13 protein-coding genes are annotated in these 15,479 nt (G+C 69.8%); 12 read left to right on the top strand and 1 reads right to left on the bottom strand.

The annotated features are described in order from the left end of the window. The first annotated feature begins 248 nt into the window (after positions 1 to 248). The 9 genes from CS1GBM4_RS03025 to CS1GBM4_RS02985 all read left to right on the top strand — a co-directional run bounded on the left by CS1GBM4_RS03025 (position 249) and on the right by CS1GBM4_RS02985 (position 10,856). Complete coding sequence (locus tag CS1GBM4_RS03025) at positions 249 to 1,703, top strand: undecaprenyl-phosphate glucose phosphotransferase (RefSeq protein ID WP_186417210.1); 1,455 nt, start codon at positions 249 to 251, stop codon at positions 1,701 to 1,703. Between the two features lie 101 nt (positions 1,704 to 1,804). Continuing rightward, positions 1,805 to 2,551 (top strand): SDR family NAD(P)-dependent oxidoreductase, encoded by a 747-nt coding sequence (locus CS1GBM4_RS03020; protein ID WP_186417209.1) that lies wholly within the window; start codon positions 1,805 to 1,807, stop codon positions 2,549 to 2,551. A gap of 69 nt (positions 2,552 to 2,620) precedes the next feature. Further along, positions 2,621 to 3,880 carry an allantoate amidohydrolase gene (locus CS1GBM4_RS03015; protein ID WP_186417208.1) on the top strand — a complete coding sequence of 420 codons (1,260 nt, stop codon included), beginning with the start codon at positions 2,621 to 2,623 and terminating at the stop codon, positions 3,878 to 3,880. A 206-nt stretch (positions 3,881 to 4,086) separates the two neighbouring features. Then, complete coding sequence (locus tag CS1GBM4_RS03010; RefSeq protein WP_186417207.1) at positions 4,087 to 5,679, top strand: ABC transporter substrate-binding protein; 1,593 nt, start codon at positions 4,087 to 4,089, stop codon at positions 5,677 to 5,679. A gap of 172 nt (positions 5,680 to 5,851) precedes the next feature. Next, the gene (locus CS1GBM4_RS03005) at positions 5,852 to 6,865 is read left to right on the top strand and encodes an ABC transporter permease (protein WP_186417206.1); all 1,014 of its coding nucleotides are present in this window, start codon (positions 5,852 to 5,854) and stop codon (positions 6,863 to 6,865) included. Between the two features lie 13 nt (positions 6,866 to 6,878). Then, on the top strand, positions 6,879 to 7,769 hold the full coding sequence (locus CS1GBM4_RS03000; protein WP_186417269.1) for an ABC transporter permease: 891 nt from the start codon (positions 6,879 to 6,881) through the stop codon (positions 7,767 to 7,769). Between the two features lie 185 nt (positions 7,770 to 7,954). After that, a complete protein-coding gene (locus CS1GBM4_RS02995) occupies positions 7,955 to 9,658 on the top strand; it encodes an ABC transporter ATP-binding protein (protein ID WP_186417205.1) in 1,704 nt (567 codons plus the stop codon). Positions 9,659 to 9,695: 37 nt separating this feature from the next. Continuing rightward, positions 9,696 to 10,076, top strand: coding sequence for an oxalurate catabolism protein HpxZ (hpxZ, locus tag CS1GBM4_RS02990; protein WP_186417204.1), 381 nt, complete (start codon positions 9,696 to 9,698; stop codon positions 10,074 to 10,076). A gap of 87 nt (positions 10,077 to 10,163) precedes the next feature. Further along, positions 10,164 to 10,856, top strand: a complete 693-nt coding sequence (locus CS1GBM4_RS02985) for a GntR family transcriptional regulator (RefSeq protein WP_186417203.1) — start codon at positions 10,164 to 10,166, stop codon at positions 10,854 to 10,856. A gap of 12 nt (positions 10,857 to 10,868) precedes the next feature. Here the strand turns inward: CS1GBM4_RS02985 and atzF are convergent, their stop codons facing one another. Further along, positions 10,869 to 12,668 (bottom strand): allophanate hydrolase, encoded by a 1,800-nt coding sequence (gene atzF, locus CS1GBM4_RS02980; protein WP_186417202.1) that lies wholly within the window; start codon positions 12,666 to 12,668, stop codon positions 10,869 to 10,871. A 282-nt stretch (positions 12,669 to 12,950) separates the two neighbouring features. On the opposite strand from atzF, the gene CS1GBM4_RS02975 reads away from it, so the two are divergent. The 3 genes from CS1GBM4_RS02975 to CS1GBM4_RS02965 are packed head-to-tail and all read left to right on the top strand — an operon-like array spanning position 12,951 to position 15,478. Beyond that, positions 12,951 to 13,637: an isochorismatase family cysteine hydrolase gene (locus CS1GBM4_RS02975; protein ID WP_244607013.1), complete on the top strand. Its 687-nt coding sequence runs from the start codon at positions 12,951 to 12,953 to the stop codon at positions 13,635 to 13,637. Between the two features lie 15 nt (positions 13,638 to 13,652). Then, positions 13,653 to 15,266, top strand: a complete 1,614-nt coding sequence (locus CS1GBM4_RS02970) for a regulator (RefSeq protein WP_186417200.1) — start codon at positions 13,653 to 13,655, stop codon at positions 15,264 to 15,266. Beyond that, positions 15,263 to 15,478 (top strand): DUF4089 domain-containing protein, encoded by a 216-nt coding sequence (locus CS1GBM4_RS02965; RefSeq protein ID WP_186417199.1) that lies wholly within the window; start codon positions 15,263 to 15,265, stop codon positions 15,476 to 15,478. The genes CS1GBM4_RS02970 and CS1GBM4_RS02965 overlap by 4 nt, the downstream gene beginning before the upstream one ends. Position 15,479: the final 1 nt, after the last annotated feature.

The following is a 15,479-nucleotide window of genomic DNA, read 5'->3' as shown; positions in this document are numbered from 1 at the left end:
GGCCCGGCGACCGGCGCGGGGCGCAGCGATCCGCCCGCTGTCCCGGAATGGCACGAAACGCGGCTGCGCCACCGCGGCATGCCGTCCGAATGCGCCGATTCCAGGCCGTTTCCCTACGGATCGGCCGCATGCCGCCGCGGCACCGGCCTTGCCACCTCGGCGGACGAGGCGGCCTTCGGCGCAGCTCCTGTGCCGAATCCGGACCGTCTGTGGCCGGCCCTCGCCGGCCCCGGAGCGAGCACGGAATGATGAGCGTCAACGACCTGAACTACGAAGTCGCCACGGCAGCCGACCAGCGCGCGAATGCCTTGCGTCACTGGATCGGGCTGATCACCGCGCTGATCGACGCGGCCGTCGTCCTGGCCGTGGTCGGCGGGATCTCGCTGGCCTATCACCTCGTCGCCTACCGCCATCTCGGCAACGACAAGATCACCGCCGAGCTCGCCTCGATGATCGCCGCGATCTTCGTCTTCACCAACCTGCTGCGCGGCCGCTACCGGCTGGAGAACTACCTCTCGACCAAGGGGCAGGTCGGCTCGGCCTTCACGGTCTGGAACGTGACGATGATCGCCTTCGTCGCCATTGTGTTCATGGCCAAGGTCAACGACCAGTATTCGCGCGCCGTCGTCCTCGTCACCTATGTCGCCGGCGTGCCGCTGATCGCGCTCGCGCGCTCGGCGGTCGTCCAGACCATCTCGATGGCGTCGAAGACCGGGCGGATCACCTCCGAGCGCGTCTTCCTGATCGGCCGCGAGAGCGATGTGATGTCCTTCGTCTCGCGCCATCAGCCCTGGAATATCGGCTTCTCGATCGTCGATGTCGCCTTCCTGCGCAGCAACGACGCGCGGCGCATCAACGACCCCGCGGCGGCGCTCGCCGCCGACCTCGCCATCGCCTCGGCCCGGGCGCGCGATCTCAAGCCGGATGCGGTGTTCATCGCCCTGCCCTGGTCGGACCAGGAGACGATCGACGCCTGCGTCGACGCCTTCATGAACCTGCCGGTGGCGATCCATCTGACGCCGGAGCGGATCATGGACCGCTTCGACAACCCGCATATCGTGCGCATCGGCTCGCTCGCCTCGCTGCGCCTGACCCGGCCGGCCCTGTCCTTCGCCCAGATCCTGTTCAAGCGCGTCTTCGACGTGCTGGCCGCGAGCGCGATCCTGCTCCTGAGCCTGCCGCTGCTCCTGCTGATCGCGATCGCGATCAAGCTCGATTCGAAAGGCCCGGTGCTGTTCCTGCAGCGCCGCTACGGCTTCAACCAGGAGCCGTTCCGCATCTTCAAGTTCCGCACGATGACAACCACCGACGACGGCGAGGTGGTCAAGCAGGCGACGCGCAACGATCCGCGCATCACCCGGGTCGGTGGCTTCCTGCGGCGCTACAATCTCGACGAGCTGCCGCAGCTCATCAACGTCATCGCCGGGCAGATGTCGCTGGTGGGTCCGCGCCCGCACGCGCTGGCGCACGACCGCGAGTTCCAGCGCAAGATCGCGCTCTATGCCAGGCGCCACAACGTCAAGCCCGGCATCACCGGCTGGGCCCAGGTCAACGGCCTGCGCGGCGAGACCGACACCGACGAGAAGATGGCGCGGCGCATCGCCTACGACCATTGGTACATCGACAACTGGTCGTTCTGGCTCGATATCGGCATCCTGCTGCGCACCGTGTTCAGCCCGCGCGCCTTCCGCAATGCGCGCTGAGCGCCAGCCTGGCGCAACCCTCCCCCGAGCCATCGCGGCTAGGCGCTGGCCGGCTTTGCGCTAGAGTTCGCCGGCCAGCTTCAGGGAGGGGCGTCTTTCACATGAACCAAATCGATTTAAAGGGCCGCGTCGCCATCGTCACCGGTGGCGCGCAAGGCATCGGCCGGGCCGTCGCCGAGCGCCTCGCGACCAGCGGCGCCAAGGTCGCGATCTGGGATCTCGACGGCAAGCTCGCCCAGGAGGCGGCGGCGGCGATCGGCGAGGGCGCGAGCGGGCTCTCGATCGACGTGACCGACGCCAGGGCGGTCAATGCCGCCGCGGCCGAGCTGGAACAGCGCCATGGCAGCGTCGACATCCTCGTCACCAGCGCCGGCATCGCCGGGCCGAACCTGAAGACCTGGGAATATCCGCTCGACGAATGGGGCAAGATCATGCGCCTCAATGTCGACGGCACGCTGCACTGCTGCCAGGCGGTGATCCCCGGCATGATCAAGCGCAATTACGGCCGGCTCGTGCTGGTCGCCTCGATCGCCGGCAAGGAGGGCAATCCCAACGCCTCGGCCTATTCGGCCTCCAAGGCGGCGGTGATCGCGCTGACCAAATCGCTCGGCAAGGAACTGGCGCAGCAGGACATCGCGGTGAACTGCATCACCCCGGCCGCCGCCCGCACCCGCATCTTCGACCAGATGAGCGAGGAGCATATCGGCTACATGCTGGCCAAGATCCCGCGCGGGCGCTTCCTGCTGCCGGAAGAGGTCGCCGCGATGGTCGCCTTCCTCGCCTCGGCCGAGAACAGCTTCACCACCGGCGCGGTCTTCGACCTCTCGGGCGGGCGCGCGACCTACTGACATCAACCGGACCTGAAAGGCAAAAGCGGGCTGGCCACGGCCGTGGCCAGCCCGCTAGATTGAGACCCCATGACCGCCTCCCTGCCCTCTCCCGCCGTGCTCGGCGCCCGCGCCTTCGCCGCCCTGTCCGGCATCAACCGCTTCAGCGACGAGCCGGGCAAGCTGACGCGGCTCTATCTGTCGCCGTCGCACCGGCAGGCGGCCGAGTACGTCAAGGGGGCGATGGAGGTCGCGGGCCTCACCGCCTTCATCGACGCCGCCGGCTCGGTGCAGGGCCGGCGCGAGGGCGCGACCCCCGGGCTGCCGGCGGTGCTGATCGGCTCGCATATCGACACCGTCCGCGACGGCGGCCGTTTCGACGGCAATCTCGGCGTCGTGGCCGGCATCCTGGCGGCGCAGGCGATCCGCGACGCCGGCATCACCCTGCCCTTCGCGCTCGAGGTCGTCGCCTTCGGCGACGAGGAGACGGTGCGCTTTCCGACCTCGCTGTCGACCTCCTCGGCGCTGGCAGGGCAATACGACCCGGCCTGGCTCGACTCGCGCGATGCCGACGGCGTGAGCTTGCGCGACGCGCTCGTCGCCTTCGGCGGCGACCCGGCCGGGATTCCGGCGCTCGCCCGCAAGCCCGGCTCGGTCAAGGCCTATCTCGAGGTTCATATCGAGCAGGGCCCGGTGCTCGAGATCGAGAACGAGGCGGTCGGCATCGTCACCGCCATCAACGCCCAGAGCCGCGCCCGCGTCCGCGTGACCGGCGAGGCCGGCCATGCCGGCACGGTGCCGATGCGGCTGCGCAAGGATGCGCTTGCCGCCGCCGCCGAAATGGCGCTGGCGCTGGAGGAGGTCGCGCGCGGGCACGACCAGGCGGTGGGCACGGTCGGCGTGTTCCGGCCCGACCCCGGCGCCACCAATGTCGTGCCGGGCGCAGTCGACTTCACCATCGATTATCGCGCCCCCTCGGGCGAGACCGTCGCCGCCATGGAGCGGGACGTCGCGCAGCGTTTCGGCGAGATCGCGGCCCGGCGCGGCGTCGGCCTGACGATCACGCCCTATTCGCACGAGGAGGCGACGCCGATGGCGGCCGAGCTGCAGGAGGCCTTCGCCGCCGGCATCGCCCGCACCGGCTCCAACCTTTCGGCCAGGCGCCTGCCCTCGGGCGCGGGGCACGACGCCATGGCGATGGCGCGGCTGTGCCCGTCGGCCATGCTGTTCGTGCGCTGCGAGAAAGGCATCAGCCATTCGCCACTGGAGGCGATGAGCGAACTCGACGCCGGCATCGCGATCCGCGTGCTGATCGAGACGGTCCTGGAGCTGGCGCGGCGCGAGGGCTGACAGGCCGCCGTTCCCACCTCCGGCAGGAATGCCTAATTGGTGAGCAGAAATTCGCCGATTGTATGCAAAGTTAGGCGCGCCGGCGCACGGCGGGCCGCGGAATCCGTGCTGCCGGGCCGCTGCGATCCGGCACGGTAACTGCATTGGCCTCCCCGACAGGAAGCGCCGGAGCCCTGGAAAGGGCCCCGGCACAGGGGGAGAACACAATGGCTATCACGCGTCGCGCGGCTATCGCCGGAGGTTTGGCCGCTCCGTTCGTCATCAGGCAGGGCGCGAGCGCACAGGCGCCGAGCCGCAGCGAGACGCTCCTCCTCGTGCAGGAATACGGCCCGAACAGCCTGGACATGCAGGGCATCGGCTCGTCGCAGCCGGTCAATGGCGTCGCGCTGAACTGCTATGACCGGCTGCTGCGCTTCAAGCCCGTGCCGATCCCGGGCGGCGGCGGCCATCAGGTCGCGATGGGCGAGCTCGAAGGCGAGCTCGCCGAGAGCTGGCAGCTCGCCTCCGACGGCATGAGCTGCACCTTCAAGCTGCGCGACGCCAAATTCCACTCCGGCCGCCCGGTCAGCGCCAGGGACGTGAAATGGTCGCTCGACCGCGCCGTCTCGATCGGCGGCTTCGCGACCACGCAGATGAATGCCGGCTCGCTCGAGAAGCCCGAGCAGTTCGTCGCCCTCGACGACAAGACCTTCCGCATCGACTTCGTCCGGAAGGACAAGATGACCATGCCGAACCTGGCGGTCACCATTCCCTTCGTCTTCGATTCCGAGCTCGCCATCAAGAACAGCGGCGGCGACCCCTGGGCGAAGGATTTCCTCAAGAACAACATCGCCGGATCCGGCGCCTTCAGGGTGGAGAGCTGGAAGCCCGGCGTCGAGACGATCTATGTCCGCAACGACGATTGGGCTTGCGGCAAGCGGCCGCAACTGCGCCGCATCATCGCCCGCGACATCGCCTCGCCCTCGACGCGGCGGGCGCTGATCGAGCGCGGCGATGCCGACATCTCCTACGGGCTGCCGCCGAAGGACTTCAAGGACCTCGCCGATGCCGGCAAGGTCAATGTCGTCGGCGTCCCGATCCCGAACGGTGTCTGGGGGCTCTATCTCAACGCCCAGGTCGGCCCGTTCAAGGATGTGCGCCTGCGCCAGGCCGTCGCCTGGGTGCTGCCCTACGACAAGATCCTGCAGGCCTCGCTCTTCGGCCGCGGCGTCGACATGTCCGGCGGGCCGGAACTGCCGAAGCCGGCCTGGCCGCAGCCCTTCCCCTACAAGACCAATCTCGACAAGGCGAAGGAACTGGTCGCGGCGGCCGGCGGCGGCTTCTCGACCACGCTGCAATTCGACGCCGGCAACGCCACCGTCGCCGAACCGATGTCGGTTCTGATCAAGGAGGCGCTGGGCGCGATCGGCATCAATGTCGAGATCTCGAAGGTGCCGGGCGCGAACTTCCGCACCGAGATCGCCAAGAAGACCAATCCGATGACGCTGAACCGCTTCGCCGGCTGGCTCGACTACCCGGACTACTACCTGTTCTGGACGATGCACGGCAACAATTCGATCTTCAACATCGCCAACTACCAGAACCCCGAGCTCGACAAGATGATCGACGCCGCCCGCTTCGCCGGCGACAGGGCCGACTATGAGAAGACCGTGGTCGAGTTCATCAAGCTGGTGAACCGCGAGGTGCCGATGATCCCGATCTCGCAGCCGACCCACGACGTCGCGATGCAGAAATCGATCGGCGGCTACCAGTTCCAGCCCTGCCGCGAGCCGGACTTCCGCTACCTGACCAAGGCTTGAGCTGGCCGTCATTCCGGGCGGCCCGCAGGGCCGAGCCCGGAACCCGTGAGCACCGTCGACACCGAGGAGGCGCAGCCATGCCGTCGCTCCCATCCGTCACCCTCGCTTTCATGGGTTCCGGGCTCGCGCCCATGGCGCGCCCCGGCCAGACGGCGACAGCGGAGGTCTGCACATGCTGCGCCTGATCGCCGCCCGGCTGAAGACGACGATCCCCTCGATCCTCGGCGTCATCGTCGTCACCTTCCTGCTGACGCGGGTGCTGCCGGGCGACACGGCGGCCTATTTCGCCGGCCCGGCGGCGACGCCGCAGGCGATCGCCGAGATCCGCGGCAAGCTCGGGCTCGACCAGCCGCTGCCGGTGCAGTTCGTCGCTTATGTGAAGGCGCTGGTGCAGGGCGATCTCGGCCAGTCGCTGACGACGGGGCAGCCGGTCACGGCCGATCTCGCCCAGCGCCTGCCGGCTTCGGCCGAGCTCACCCTGTTCGGCCTGCTGATCGCGATGGCGGTGGCGCTGCCGCTCGGCGTGCTGGCGGCGGTCCGGCAGGGATCGTGGATCGACCATCTCTGCCGCGTGGTGGCGACGGCCGGCGTCTCGCTGCCGGTGTTCTTCACCGGGCTGCTGCTGGTCTACGTCTTCTATTTCATCCTCGGCTGGGCGCCGGCGCCGCTCGGCCGGCTCGACGTCTTCTTCTCCGAGCCGCCGCGCGTCACCGGCTTCCTGCTGATCGACAGCCTGATCGCCCGGGAGCCGGAGACCTTTCGCGCCGCGCTCGCGCAGATCCTGCTGCCGGCGCTGACCCTGGCGATCTTCTCGCTGGCACCGATCACGCGGATGACCCGCGCCGCGATGCTCGCCGTGCTCAGCGCCGATTTCGTCCGCACGGCGCGGGCGAGCGGCCTGTCGTCGCGCACGGTCATCGGCATCTATGCCTTCCGCAACGCCATGCTCCCGGTCGTGACCACGCTCGGCATGGTCTTCTCCTTCCTGCTCGGCGCCAATGTGCTGGTCGAGAAGGTCTTCGCCTGGCCGGGTGTCGGCTCCTACGCGGTCGAGGCGCTGATCGCCTCGGACTACGCGCCGATCCAGGGCTTCGTGCTGACCATGGCGATCCTCTACGTCGCGCTGAACCTGGCGATCGACATCCTCTACGGCGTGATCGATCCGCGCGTACGGCTGGAGGGCTGAGGCGATGAACGAGATGAGCAAGGTCGAGCCCGCCCCGCTGCGCCTCGAGGCGCCGCCGTCGACATCGCTCTGGAGCCATGCCAGGCATGTCGTCTCCGAGAACCCGGTGACGGGGCTCGCCTTCGGCCTGTTCGCGCTGATCCTGTTCGCCGCGGTCTTCGGGCCGCTGGCCGTGCCCTACGACCCGCTCGCCTCCAACACCAGCGCGGCCCTGAAGCCGCCCAGCACCGCCCACTGGTTCGGCACCGACCAGCTCGGCCGCGACATCTTCAGCCGCGTCGTGGCGGCGACGCGGCTCGACTTCAGCATCGCGGTCGCCTCGGTCGCGCTCGTCTTCCTGCTCGGCGGGCTCGCCGGTGTCGCCGCCGGCTTCTTCGGCGGCTGGGTCGACACGGTCGTCGGGCGCGTCGCCGACACGATCATGGCGTTTCCGCTCTTCGTGCTCGCCATGGGCATCGTCGCGGCGCTCGGCAATTCGGTGACGAACATCGTCCTCGCCACGGCGATCATCAATTTCCCGCTCTATGCCCGCATCGCGCGGGCCGAGGCCAATGTCCGGCGCGAGGCCGGCTTCGTCCAGGCGGCGCGGCTCTCGGGCAACTCGGAATGGCGGCTGCTGCTCACGCAGATCGTGCCGAACATCATGCCGATCATGGCGGTGCAGATGTCGCTGACCATGGGCTATGCGATCCTCAACGCCGCCGGCCTTTCCTTCATCGGTCTCGGCGTGCGCCCGCCGACGCCGGAATGGGGGATCATGGTCGCGGAGGGGGCGAGCTTCATCGTCTCGGGCGAGTGGTGGATCGCCTTCTTCCCCGGGCTGGCGCTGATGACGGCGGTGTTCTGCTTCAACCTTCTGGGCGACGGCGTGCGCGACCTCGTCGACCCGCAGCGGAGGAACTGAGGGATGACGGACTGGCGTCGGAACCACGCCGTCATTCCGGGGCTCGCGCAGCGAGAGCCCGGAACCCTTGAGCTCCGCGAGGCCGGGAAATGGCATCGGCGTCGAGCCTGCCCGGTATCGGGGGATGTTCACGGGTTCCGGGCCTGCCGCTGCGCGGCATCCCGGAAAGACGAGGGAGACCGGACATGACCGCCCAGCCTCTGCTCGATGTCAGGAATCTGACGGTGGAGTTCGCCACCCGCCGCGGCACGGTCCGGGCGGTGAAGGCGATCGACATCAGCGTCGGCAAGGGCGAGACGGTCGCCATCGTCGGCGAATCCGGCTCGGGCAAGTCGGTCACCTCCTATGCGGTGGTGCGCATCCTCGACCGGGCCGGCCGGATCGCCGAGGGGACGGTCAGCTTCTCCGGCGTCGACCTCGTCGCAGCCAGCGAAGCCCAGATGCGCGATCTGCGCGGGCGCGAGATCTCGATGATCTTCCAGAATCCGCGCGCGGCGCTGAACCCGATCCGCAAGGTCGGCCGGCAGATCGAGGACGTGCTCGTCCAGCATGTCCAGGCCACCCGGGCGACGGCGCGGGCGAAGGCGATCGAGGCGCTGGAGAAGGTTCGCATCGCGCGGCCGCAGGAGCGCTACGACGCCTATCCCTTCGAGCTCTCCGGCGGCATGTGCCAGCGCGTCGTGATCGCGCTGGCGCTGGCTTGCCAGCCGCAGCTCCTGATCGCCGACGAGCCGACGACGGGGCTCGACGTCACCACCCAGAAGGCGGTGATGGACCTGATGGTCGAGCTCACCCGCGAGCGCGGCATGTCGACCATCCTCATCACCCATGATCTCGGCCTCGCCGCCGCCTATTGCGACAGGGTGGTGGTGATGGAGAAGGGGAGCGTGGTCGAGACCGCGGCCGCAGCCGAGATCTTCCGCAATCCGCAGCATCCCTATACCCGCCGGCTGATGCAGGCGACGCCGCGTGTCGGCATGCAACTGCGTGACCTCCTGCCGGACGCTCCGGCAGGAGCGATGGCTGCTCCCCTGAACGAGGTGCCGAACCCGGATCAGGCTGGCGCTCCGCTGCTCCTCGTCGAGAACCTGGTCAAGGAGTATCCGCGCCCGCAGGCCGGCTCCCTGCTGGCGAAGCTGACTGGCAGGACGGAGCCCGAAAAGCCCGCCTTCCGCGCCGTCGACGGCATCGGCTTCACGGTCCGGCGCGGCGAGACCCTCGGCCTGGTCGGCGAATCCGGCTGCGGCAAGTCGACCACCTCGATGATGCTCAACCGCCTGCTCGATCCGACATCGGGCCGGATCGTCTTCGACGGGCACGACATCGGCGCGATTCCGGCGAAGCAATTCGCGCTGGCGCCGCTGCGCCGGCGCATCCAGATGGTCTTCCAGGACCCGACCGACAGCCTGAACCCGCGCTTCACCGCCGAGCGCGCCATCCTCGACCCGATCCTGCGCCTGGGCTCTCTCAAGGGCCGCGACGCCCTGCGCGCCCGCTGCGAGGAGCTCGCCACGCTGGTCGGCCTGCCGGTCGAGCTGCTCGACCGCTTCCCGCATCAGCTCTCCGGCGGACAGAAGGCGCGCGTCGGCATCGCCCGCGCCATCGCCCTCGAGCCGGACCTCGTCATCCTCGACGAGCCGACCGCGGCGCTCGACGTCTCCGTGCAGGCGGTTGTGCTCAACCTGCTGGAGGAGCTGAAGCAGCGCCTGCGCATGAGCTACATCTTCGTCTCGCACGATCTCAACGTGGTGCGCCTGCTCTGCGACCGGGTGATCGTGATGCGCGCCGGCCGGATCATCGAAGAGGGCACGGCCGAAGCGGTGCTGGGCGCGCCGCAGGCCGACTATACCAGGGAACTGCTGAGCGCGATCCCGCACCCGCCCCTGTGAGCTGCGGCGGGCGGCACGAGACGATGAGGACACGCCGATGAAGATCAACGAGCCGGCCGTGCTGGCCGAAGTCGAAGCGGCTTTCGCCGAATACGAGCGGGCGCTGACGAGCAACGACGTCGCGACGCTCGACCGCCTGTTCAAGGACGCGCCCGAGACGCTGCGCTACGGCATCGGCGAGAACCTCTACGGCCATTCGGAGATCGCCGCCTTTCGCTCGGCGCGTTCGCCTGTCGGCCTGGAGCGCACCCTGGAGCGCACCGTCATCACCAGCTATGGCGAGGCGATGGCGACGGCCAACACCCTGTTCCGCCGCGACTCGATGGCCGGAAAGATCGGGCGGCAGAGCCAGACCTGGGTGAAATTCCCGGAAGGCTGGCGCGTGGTCGCGGCGCATGTCAGCGTGATCCCCGAATGAGCCCGACCGGCCGCGGTCATCTGCATGACGCTGTGGCCCGCGCCTGCTAAGAACGGCGAAGCGAATCCGCCACTCCGGACGCAATCGATGCCGCGCCCCGCCGCCCTTTCCGATATTTCGAAGCCGGCGCCGCAGCCCCGCACCAGAACGGAAGCGCTGCGGGCCAGCCTCGCGGACGACATCGTCTCCGGCAGGCTGGAGCCGGGCACACCGCTCGACGAGCAGGAGCTCGCCACTCGTTTCGGCGTGTCGCGCACGCCGGTGCGGGAAGCGATCCGCCAGCTGTCGGCCTCCGGGCTGGTCCGCGTCCGCCCGCATCGCGGCGCCGTCGTCGCCCTGCCGACGCCGCGCGAGCTGAACGACATGTTCGAGGCGATGGCCGAGCTCGAGGCGCTCTGCGCCGGGCTCGCCGCCCGCAACATGACCGTCGCGGAGCGCCACGGGCTCGAAAGACTGCACGAAGCACTGCGCCTTCTCGTCCAGAAGGGCGATCCGGCGCCCTATCACGAGACGAACGAGGCGTTCCACGCGGCGATCTATGCCGGATCGCACAATGGCTATCTCGCCGAGCTGGCCCTGATGACGCGGGCTCGCGTCGCGCCGTTCCGCCGCGCCCAATTCCGGGCCGCCGGCCGTCTCGGCAGGTCCTACACGGAGCATGACCTGATCGTGCAGGCGATCCTGCGCGGCGACCAGACAGGCGCATCGGCAGCGATGCGCACCCATATCGGCATCGTGCGCGATGCGTTCCGGAGCTATGTGGAAGCCACGGACAGCTAGAGCATTTTCGAGTTAGGCCGCGCTCGCCTGCGCCGTGACAAAGGCGCGCCAGCCGCCGAGATCGGTGACGTCGCGGGCGCCATCGGTCGCGGCCGCCTCGCAGAGGAAACCCTTGACCCGCGTGCCGTCGGCGAGCGCGAGCGTGCCGATGCCGAGCGGCGCCGGGATGCCGGCGACGAAGGCGCCGAAGCCCGCGACCGGCAGCGACCAGACCTCGAGCGCGATCGCCGCGCCTTCGCCCGGGCGCACCCGCAGCAGGCCGGGGCGCGCCGGCGGCCCGCCCGGCAGGGCGAAGAGGCGGTAATCGGCCGTGGTGGTCGTGGCGCGCAGGAAGCTGCCGCCGAGCGCCGTCAGTTCGCCGTTCAGCGGCATGCCGGAGAGATGGGCGCCGACCACGGCGATCTCGACCGTGCCGGGCGCGGCCGCTGCCGGCGGCACGGGAGAGCCCGGATGCGGCGCTCCGGTCGCCCCGAGCGGCAGGGCCGCGGCGGCATGGAAGGCGCTGCCGATCCCGGCCAGCGCCGCGTCGTAGCCGCTCGGTGCGATGAAGGTGACGCCGCTCGCCGTGCCGTCCGCCGCAAGGCCAGCCGGTACGGCGAGCGCGCAGAGATCGAGCAGGTTCACGAAATTCGTGTAGCGGCCGAGCATGGAATTGGCGCCGATCGGGTCGGCCGCCATCTCGGCCAGCGTCACCGGCCGCGGCGCCGTCGGCACCATCAGCGCGTCGAGACCCTTCAGCGCGGCGCGGGCGGCCAGGGCGAGCTCGGCGAGACGATAGCGCGCCGCGAAGGCCGCCGCGGCGTCCGGCATGGGCTTGCCGGCGATCACGGCGCGGATCACCGGCAGGATCGCCTCGGGATCGCGCGCGAGCAGGTCGCGGATGGCGAGCCGGCGCTCGGCGACCCAGGGCCCGTCATAGAGCAATCGCGCCACCTCGTAGAACGGCGTCATCTCGATCGGCGCGATCTCGGCGCCGAGATCGCGGGCCTGCGCGACGGCGCGCGCGAAGCTCGCCTGCGCGGCGCCGTCACCGGCAAAGTCGAGATCGCGCTCGCATGGCACGCCGAGCCGCAGATGCGGCGGGCAGGCCCCGAGCCGCCCGAGCGGGACGGGACGCGAGAACGGGTCGCCCGCATCGGGACCGGCCACGACCTGCAGTGCCAGCCAGGCGTCCTCGACCGTCAATGCGAAGACCGAGACGCAGTCGAGCGTGCGGCAGGCCGGCACGACTCCCGAAGTCGGAACCAGGCCGGGGCTGGGCTTCAGGCCGACGAGGTTCTGCAGGCCGGCCGGGACGCGGCCGGAGCCGGCGGTGTCGGTGCCGAGCGCGACCGGGACGATGCCGGCGGCGACGGCGCTGGCCGAGCCGGAACTGGAGCCGCCGGGGACGAGGTCGGCCCGCAAGGCGTTGCGCGGCACGCCATAGGGCGAACGGGTTCCGTTGAGCCCGGTCGCGAACTGGTCGAGATTGGTCTTGCCGATGACGATCGCGCCGGCGGCCTTCAGCCGCGCCACCGCGCCGGCGTCCCGCTCCGGCGTATAGGCATAGGCCGGGCAGGCGGCGGTGGTCGGCAGGCCGGCGACGTCGATATTGTCCTTCACCGCGACCGGCACGCCCCAGAGCTCCCGGCCCTGCGGACCTTCCGCCTGCAGACGCTCGGCCTCCGCCAGCGCCTCCGCCTCGGGCTTCAGGCCGATGAACAGAGCCGGATCGCCATGGGCGCGCAGGCGCCGATAGACCGCGGCGATCGTCTCGCCGATCGAGCGGCTGCCGTCATGGTGGCTGGCGAGGATGCTGGTCAGGGTCGGCACTCGAACAAATCCTTTCCCATATCTGCTTAAATGATAGGCATATGCTGGCGTGTTGCATGCGAAGATTATGCAACTAGGCGCGGCCACCCGATTCCGCACGCGGCCTCCGTCAGCGGCGACCGGCCATTTCCGCCGCAGCGAGGCCGCGCCGAGCGCGGAATCGTCGGGGATTTCTCAAGGCTGACGGGCACGTGCGGGCTCTCCTGGTCCAGCCGCGCCGCGGGAAGGCCGGCGGGCACAGCCCTTGCAAAGCCCATTCCGTCAGCCCCGACGGAGGCCGCCTTGAGCCAGGCCGAGATCGCAGCGCAGCCTTTCCCGCTCCAGGCCGACCTGGCACGCGCCGCGCTCGTGCTCATCGACATGCAGCGCGATTTCCTCGAGCCGGACGGCTTCGGTGCCGCGCTCGGCAACGACGTCGCGCGGCTGAGGGCGGCGGTCGAGCCCTGCCGGCGCATCCTCGCCGGGGCGCGGGCTGCCGGCATGCTCGTCATCCATACCCGCGAGGGCCATCGGCCGGACCTCTCGGACGCGCCGCCCGCCAAGCTCGAGCGCGGGCCGCCGGACAAGCGCATCGGCGCGCCCGGGCCGATGGGGCGCATCCTGATCCGTGGCGAGGTGGGGCACGACATCGTCCCGGCGCTGGCGCCGTGCCCCGGCGAGCCGGTGATCGACAAGCCCGGCAAGGGCGCCTTCTACCAGACCGATCTCGACCTGATGCTGCGCAACCGCGGCATCGAGACGCTGCTGGTGTGCGGCGTCACCACCGAGGTCTGCGTCCACACCACCGTGCGCGAGGCCAATGATCGCGGCTATCGCTGCCTCGTGCTGGGCGATGCCTGCGCCTCCTATTTCCCGGAGTTCCACGAGGTCGGCCTGCGCATGATCGCGGCCCAGGGCGGGATCTTCGGCTGGGTTTCGACGACGGATGCGGTGCTGGCGGCCCTCGGCGTGCCGGACCGGGCGGCCTGACGAGAGGAGGGGGAGATGGCGACGACGACGGCTATGAAGACGGCCTCGCCGAGGCTCTGGACGCCGGGCGACTGGAACGGGCTGTTCGGCTTCGGCACCAATATCCTGGTCAACCTCCTCGTGCTGACCGGCCTGTTGCAGTTCGTGCTGAAGATGCCGGGCCAGATCGTCTTCGGCCGCATCCTGCCGGCGCTCGGGCTGATGATGCTGCTCTCGACCGGCTATTACGCCTGGCTCGCCTGGAAGCTGGCGAAGCAGACCGGCCGCGACGATGTCTGCGCGCTGCCGTCCGGCATCAGCGTGCCGCACATGTTCGTCGTCACCTTCGTGATCATGCTGCCGATCGCGAGCATGACGGGCGACCCGGTCAAGGGTTGGGAGGCCGGCCTGGTCTGGGTCTTCTTCCAGAGCTTCATCCTGATGATCGGAGGCTTCATCGCCCCCGTCGTCCGCAAGATCACGCCGCGCGCAGCCCTGCTGGGCACGTTCGCCGGCGTCTCGATCGCCTTCATCTCGATGCGGCCGGCGCTGGAGATCTTCCTGACGCCGGCGATCGGCCTGACCTGCCTCGCCATCATCATGGTGAGCTGGTTCGGCGGCCTGCGCTATCCGCGCGGGATTCCGGCCGGGCTGGTCGCCATCGCCTTCGGCATGGCCGTGGCGTGGGGCGCGGCGCTGCTCGGGCTCGACGTCGGCGGCCTGAGCCTCGCCGGGCTCGGCGCCGCCTTCGCCAATTTCGGCTTCGCGCTGCCGCTGCCGGCCTTCGACCACGTCTTCTCGGGCTTCAGCTATCTCGGCATCGTCCTGGTGACGGCCATCCCCTTCGGCATCTACGACCTCGTCGAAGCGATGGACAATGTCGAGAGCGCGGAAGCCGCCGGCGATCACTATCCGACGACGCGGGTCCTGACGGCCGACGGCGCCGTCTCGCTGATCGGCTGCCTGATGGGCAACCCTTTCATCAACGCGGTGTATATCGGCCATCCCGGCTGGAAGGCGATGGGAGGACGCATCGGCTACTCGGCAGCGACCGGGGTGATCGTCGCCGCGCTGTGCTGGTTCGGGGTCGTCGCGCTGCTGCTGGCGCTGGTGCCGATCGTCGCGATCTCGCCGATCCTGCTCTATATCGGCATGCTGATCGGCGCGCAGGCCTTCCAGACCACGCCGGCCAGCCACGCCCCCGCCATCGTGCTGGCGCTGACGCCTCATCTCGCGGCCTGGGCCAAGGTGCTGGTCGACGGCGCGCTCGGCGCCGCGGGCACCAGTGCGGCGGCGGTCGGCCTCGACAAGATGGCCAGCATGGGCGTGCTCTATCGCGGGCTCGAGCTGATGGGCGGCGGCGCCATCCTCTCCGGCCTCGTCCTCGGCGCCATCGCCGTCTTCGTGATCGAGAAGCAGTTCCTCAACGCCGCCGCCTTCGCCGCCGCCGGCGCGGTGCTGACCTATTTCGGGCTGATGCATGGCGAGGCCGTCGGAGTCGGCAAGGGGCTCGGCGTCACGCCCTCGCTCAGCCTGGGCTATGCCATGGTCGCCGGCTTCCTCTGGCTCTGCGCCCGTCAGCTCGCGGGCGAGCGGGCGCCGGAGACGATCGCGAGCGCGCCGCCTGCCCGGCTGGAGCCGGCGGAATGAGCGAGGCGAAGCAGGCGTTCGACCCGGCTGCCCATCTCGATGCGATGGCGCCGGCGCTCGGGCTCGCGATCACGGCGGAGCAGCGCGAGGGCGTGATCCGGTTCCTGGCCGCGGCGGAGGCGATGGCGAAGATCGTGCAGGCGGCGCCGATCGCCGAGGACGTGCTCGAGCTCGCGCCGGTCTTCCGGCCCGGGCGGGAGGTGACGGCGTGAG

Source organism: Allobosea sp. CS1GBMeth4, from assembly GCF_900185715.1.
In the GTDB taxonomy this organism is placed as follows: Bacteria; Pseudomonadota; Alphaproteobacteria; order Rhizobiales; family Beijerinckiaceae; genus Allobosea.
This window is presented reverse-complemented; position numbering and strand designations above follow the sequence as displayed.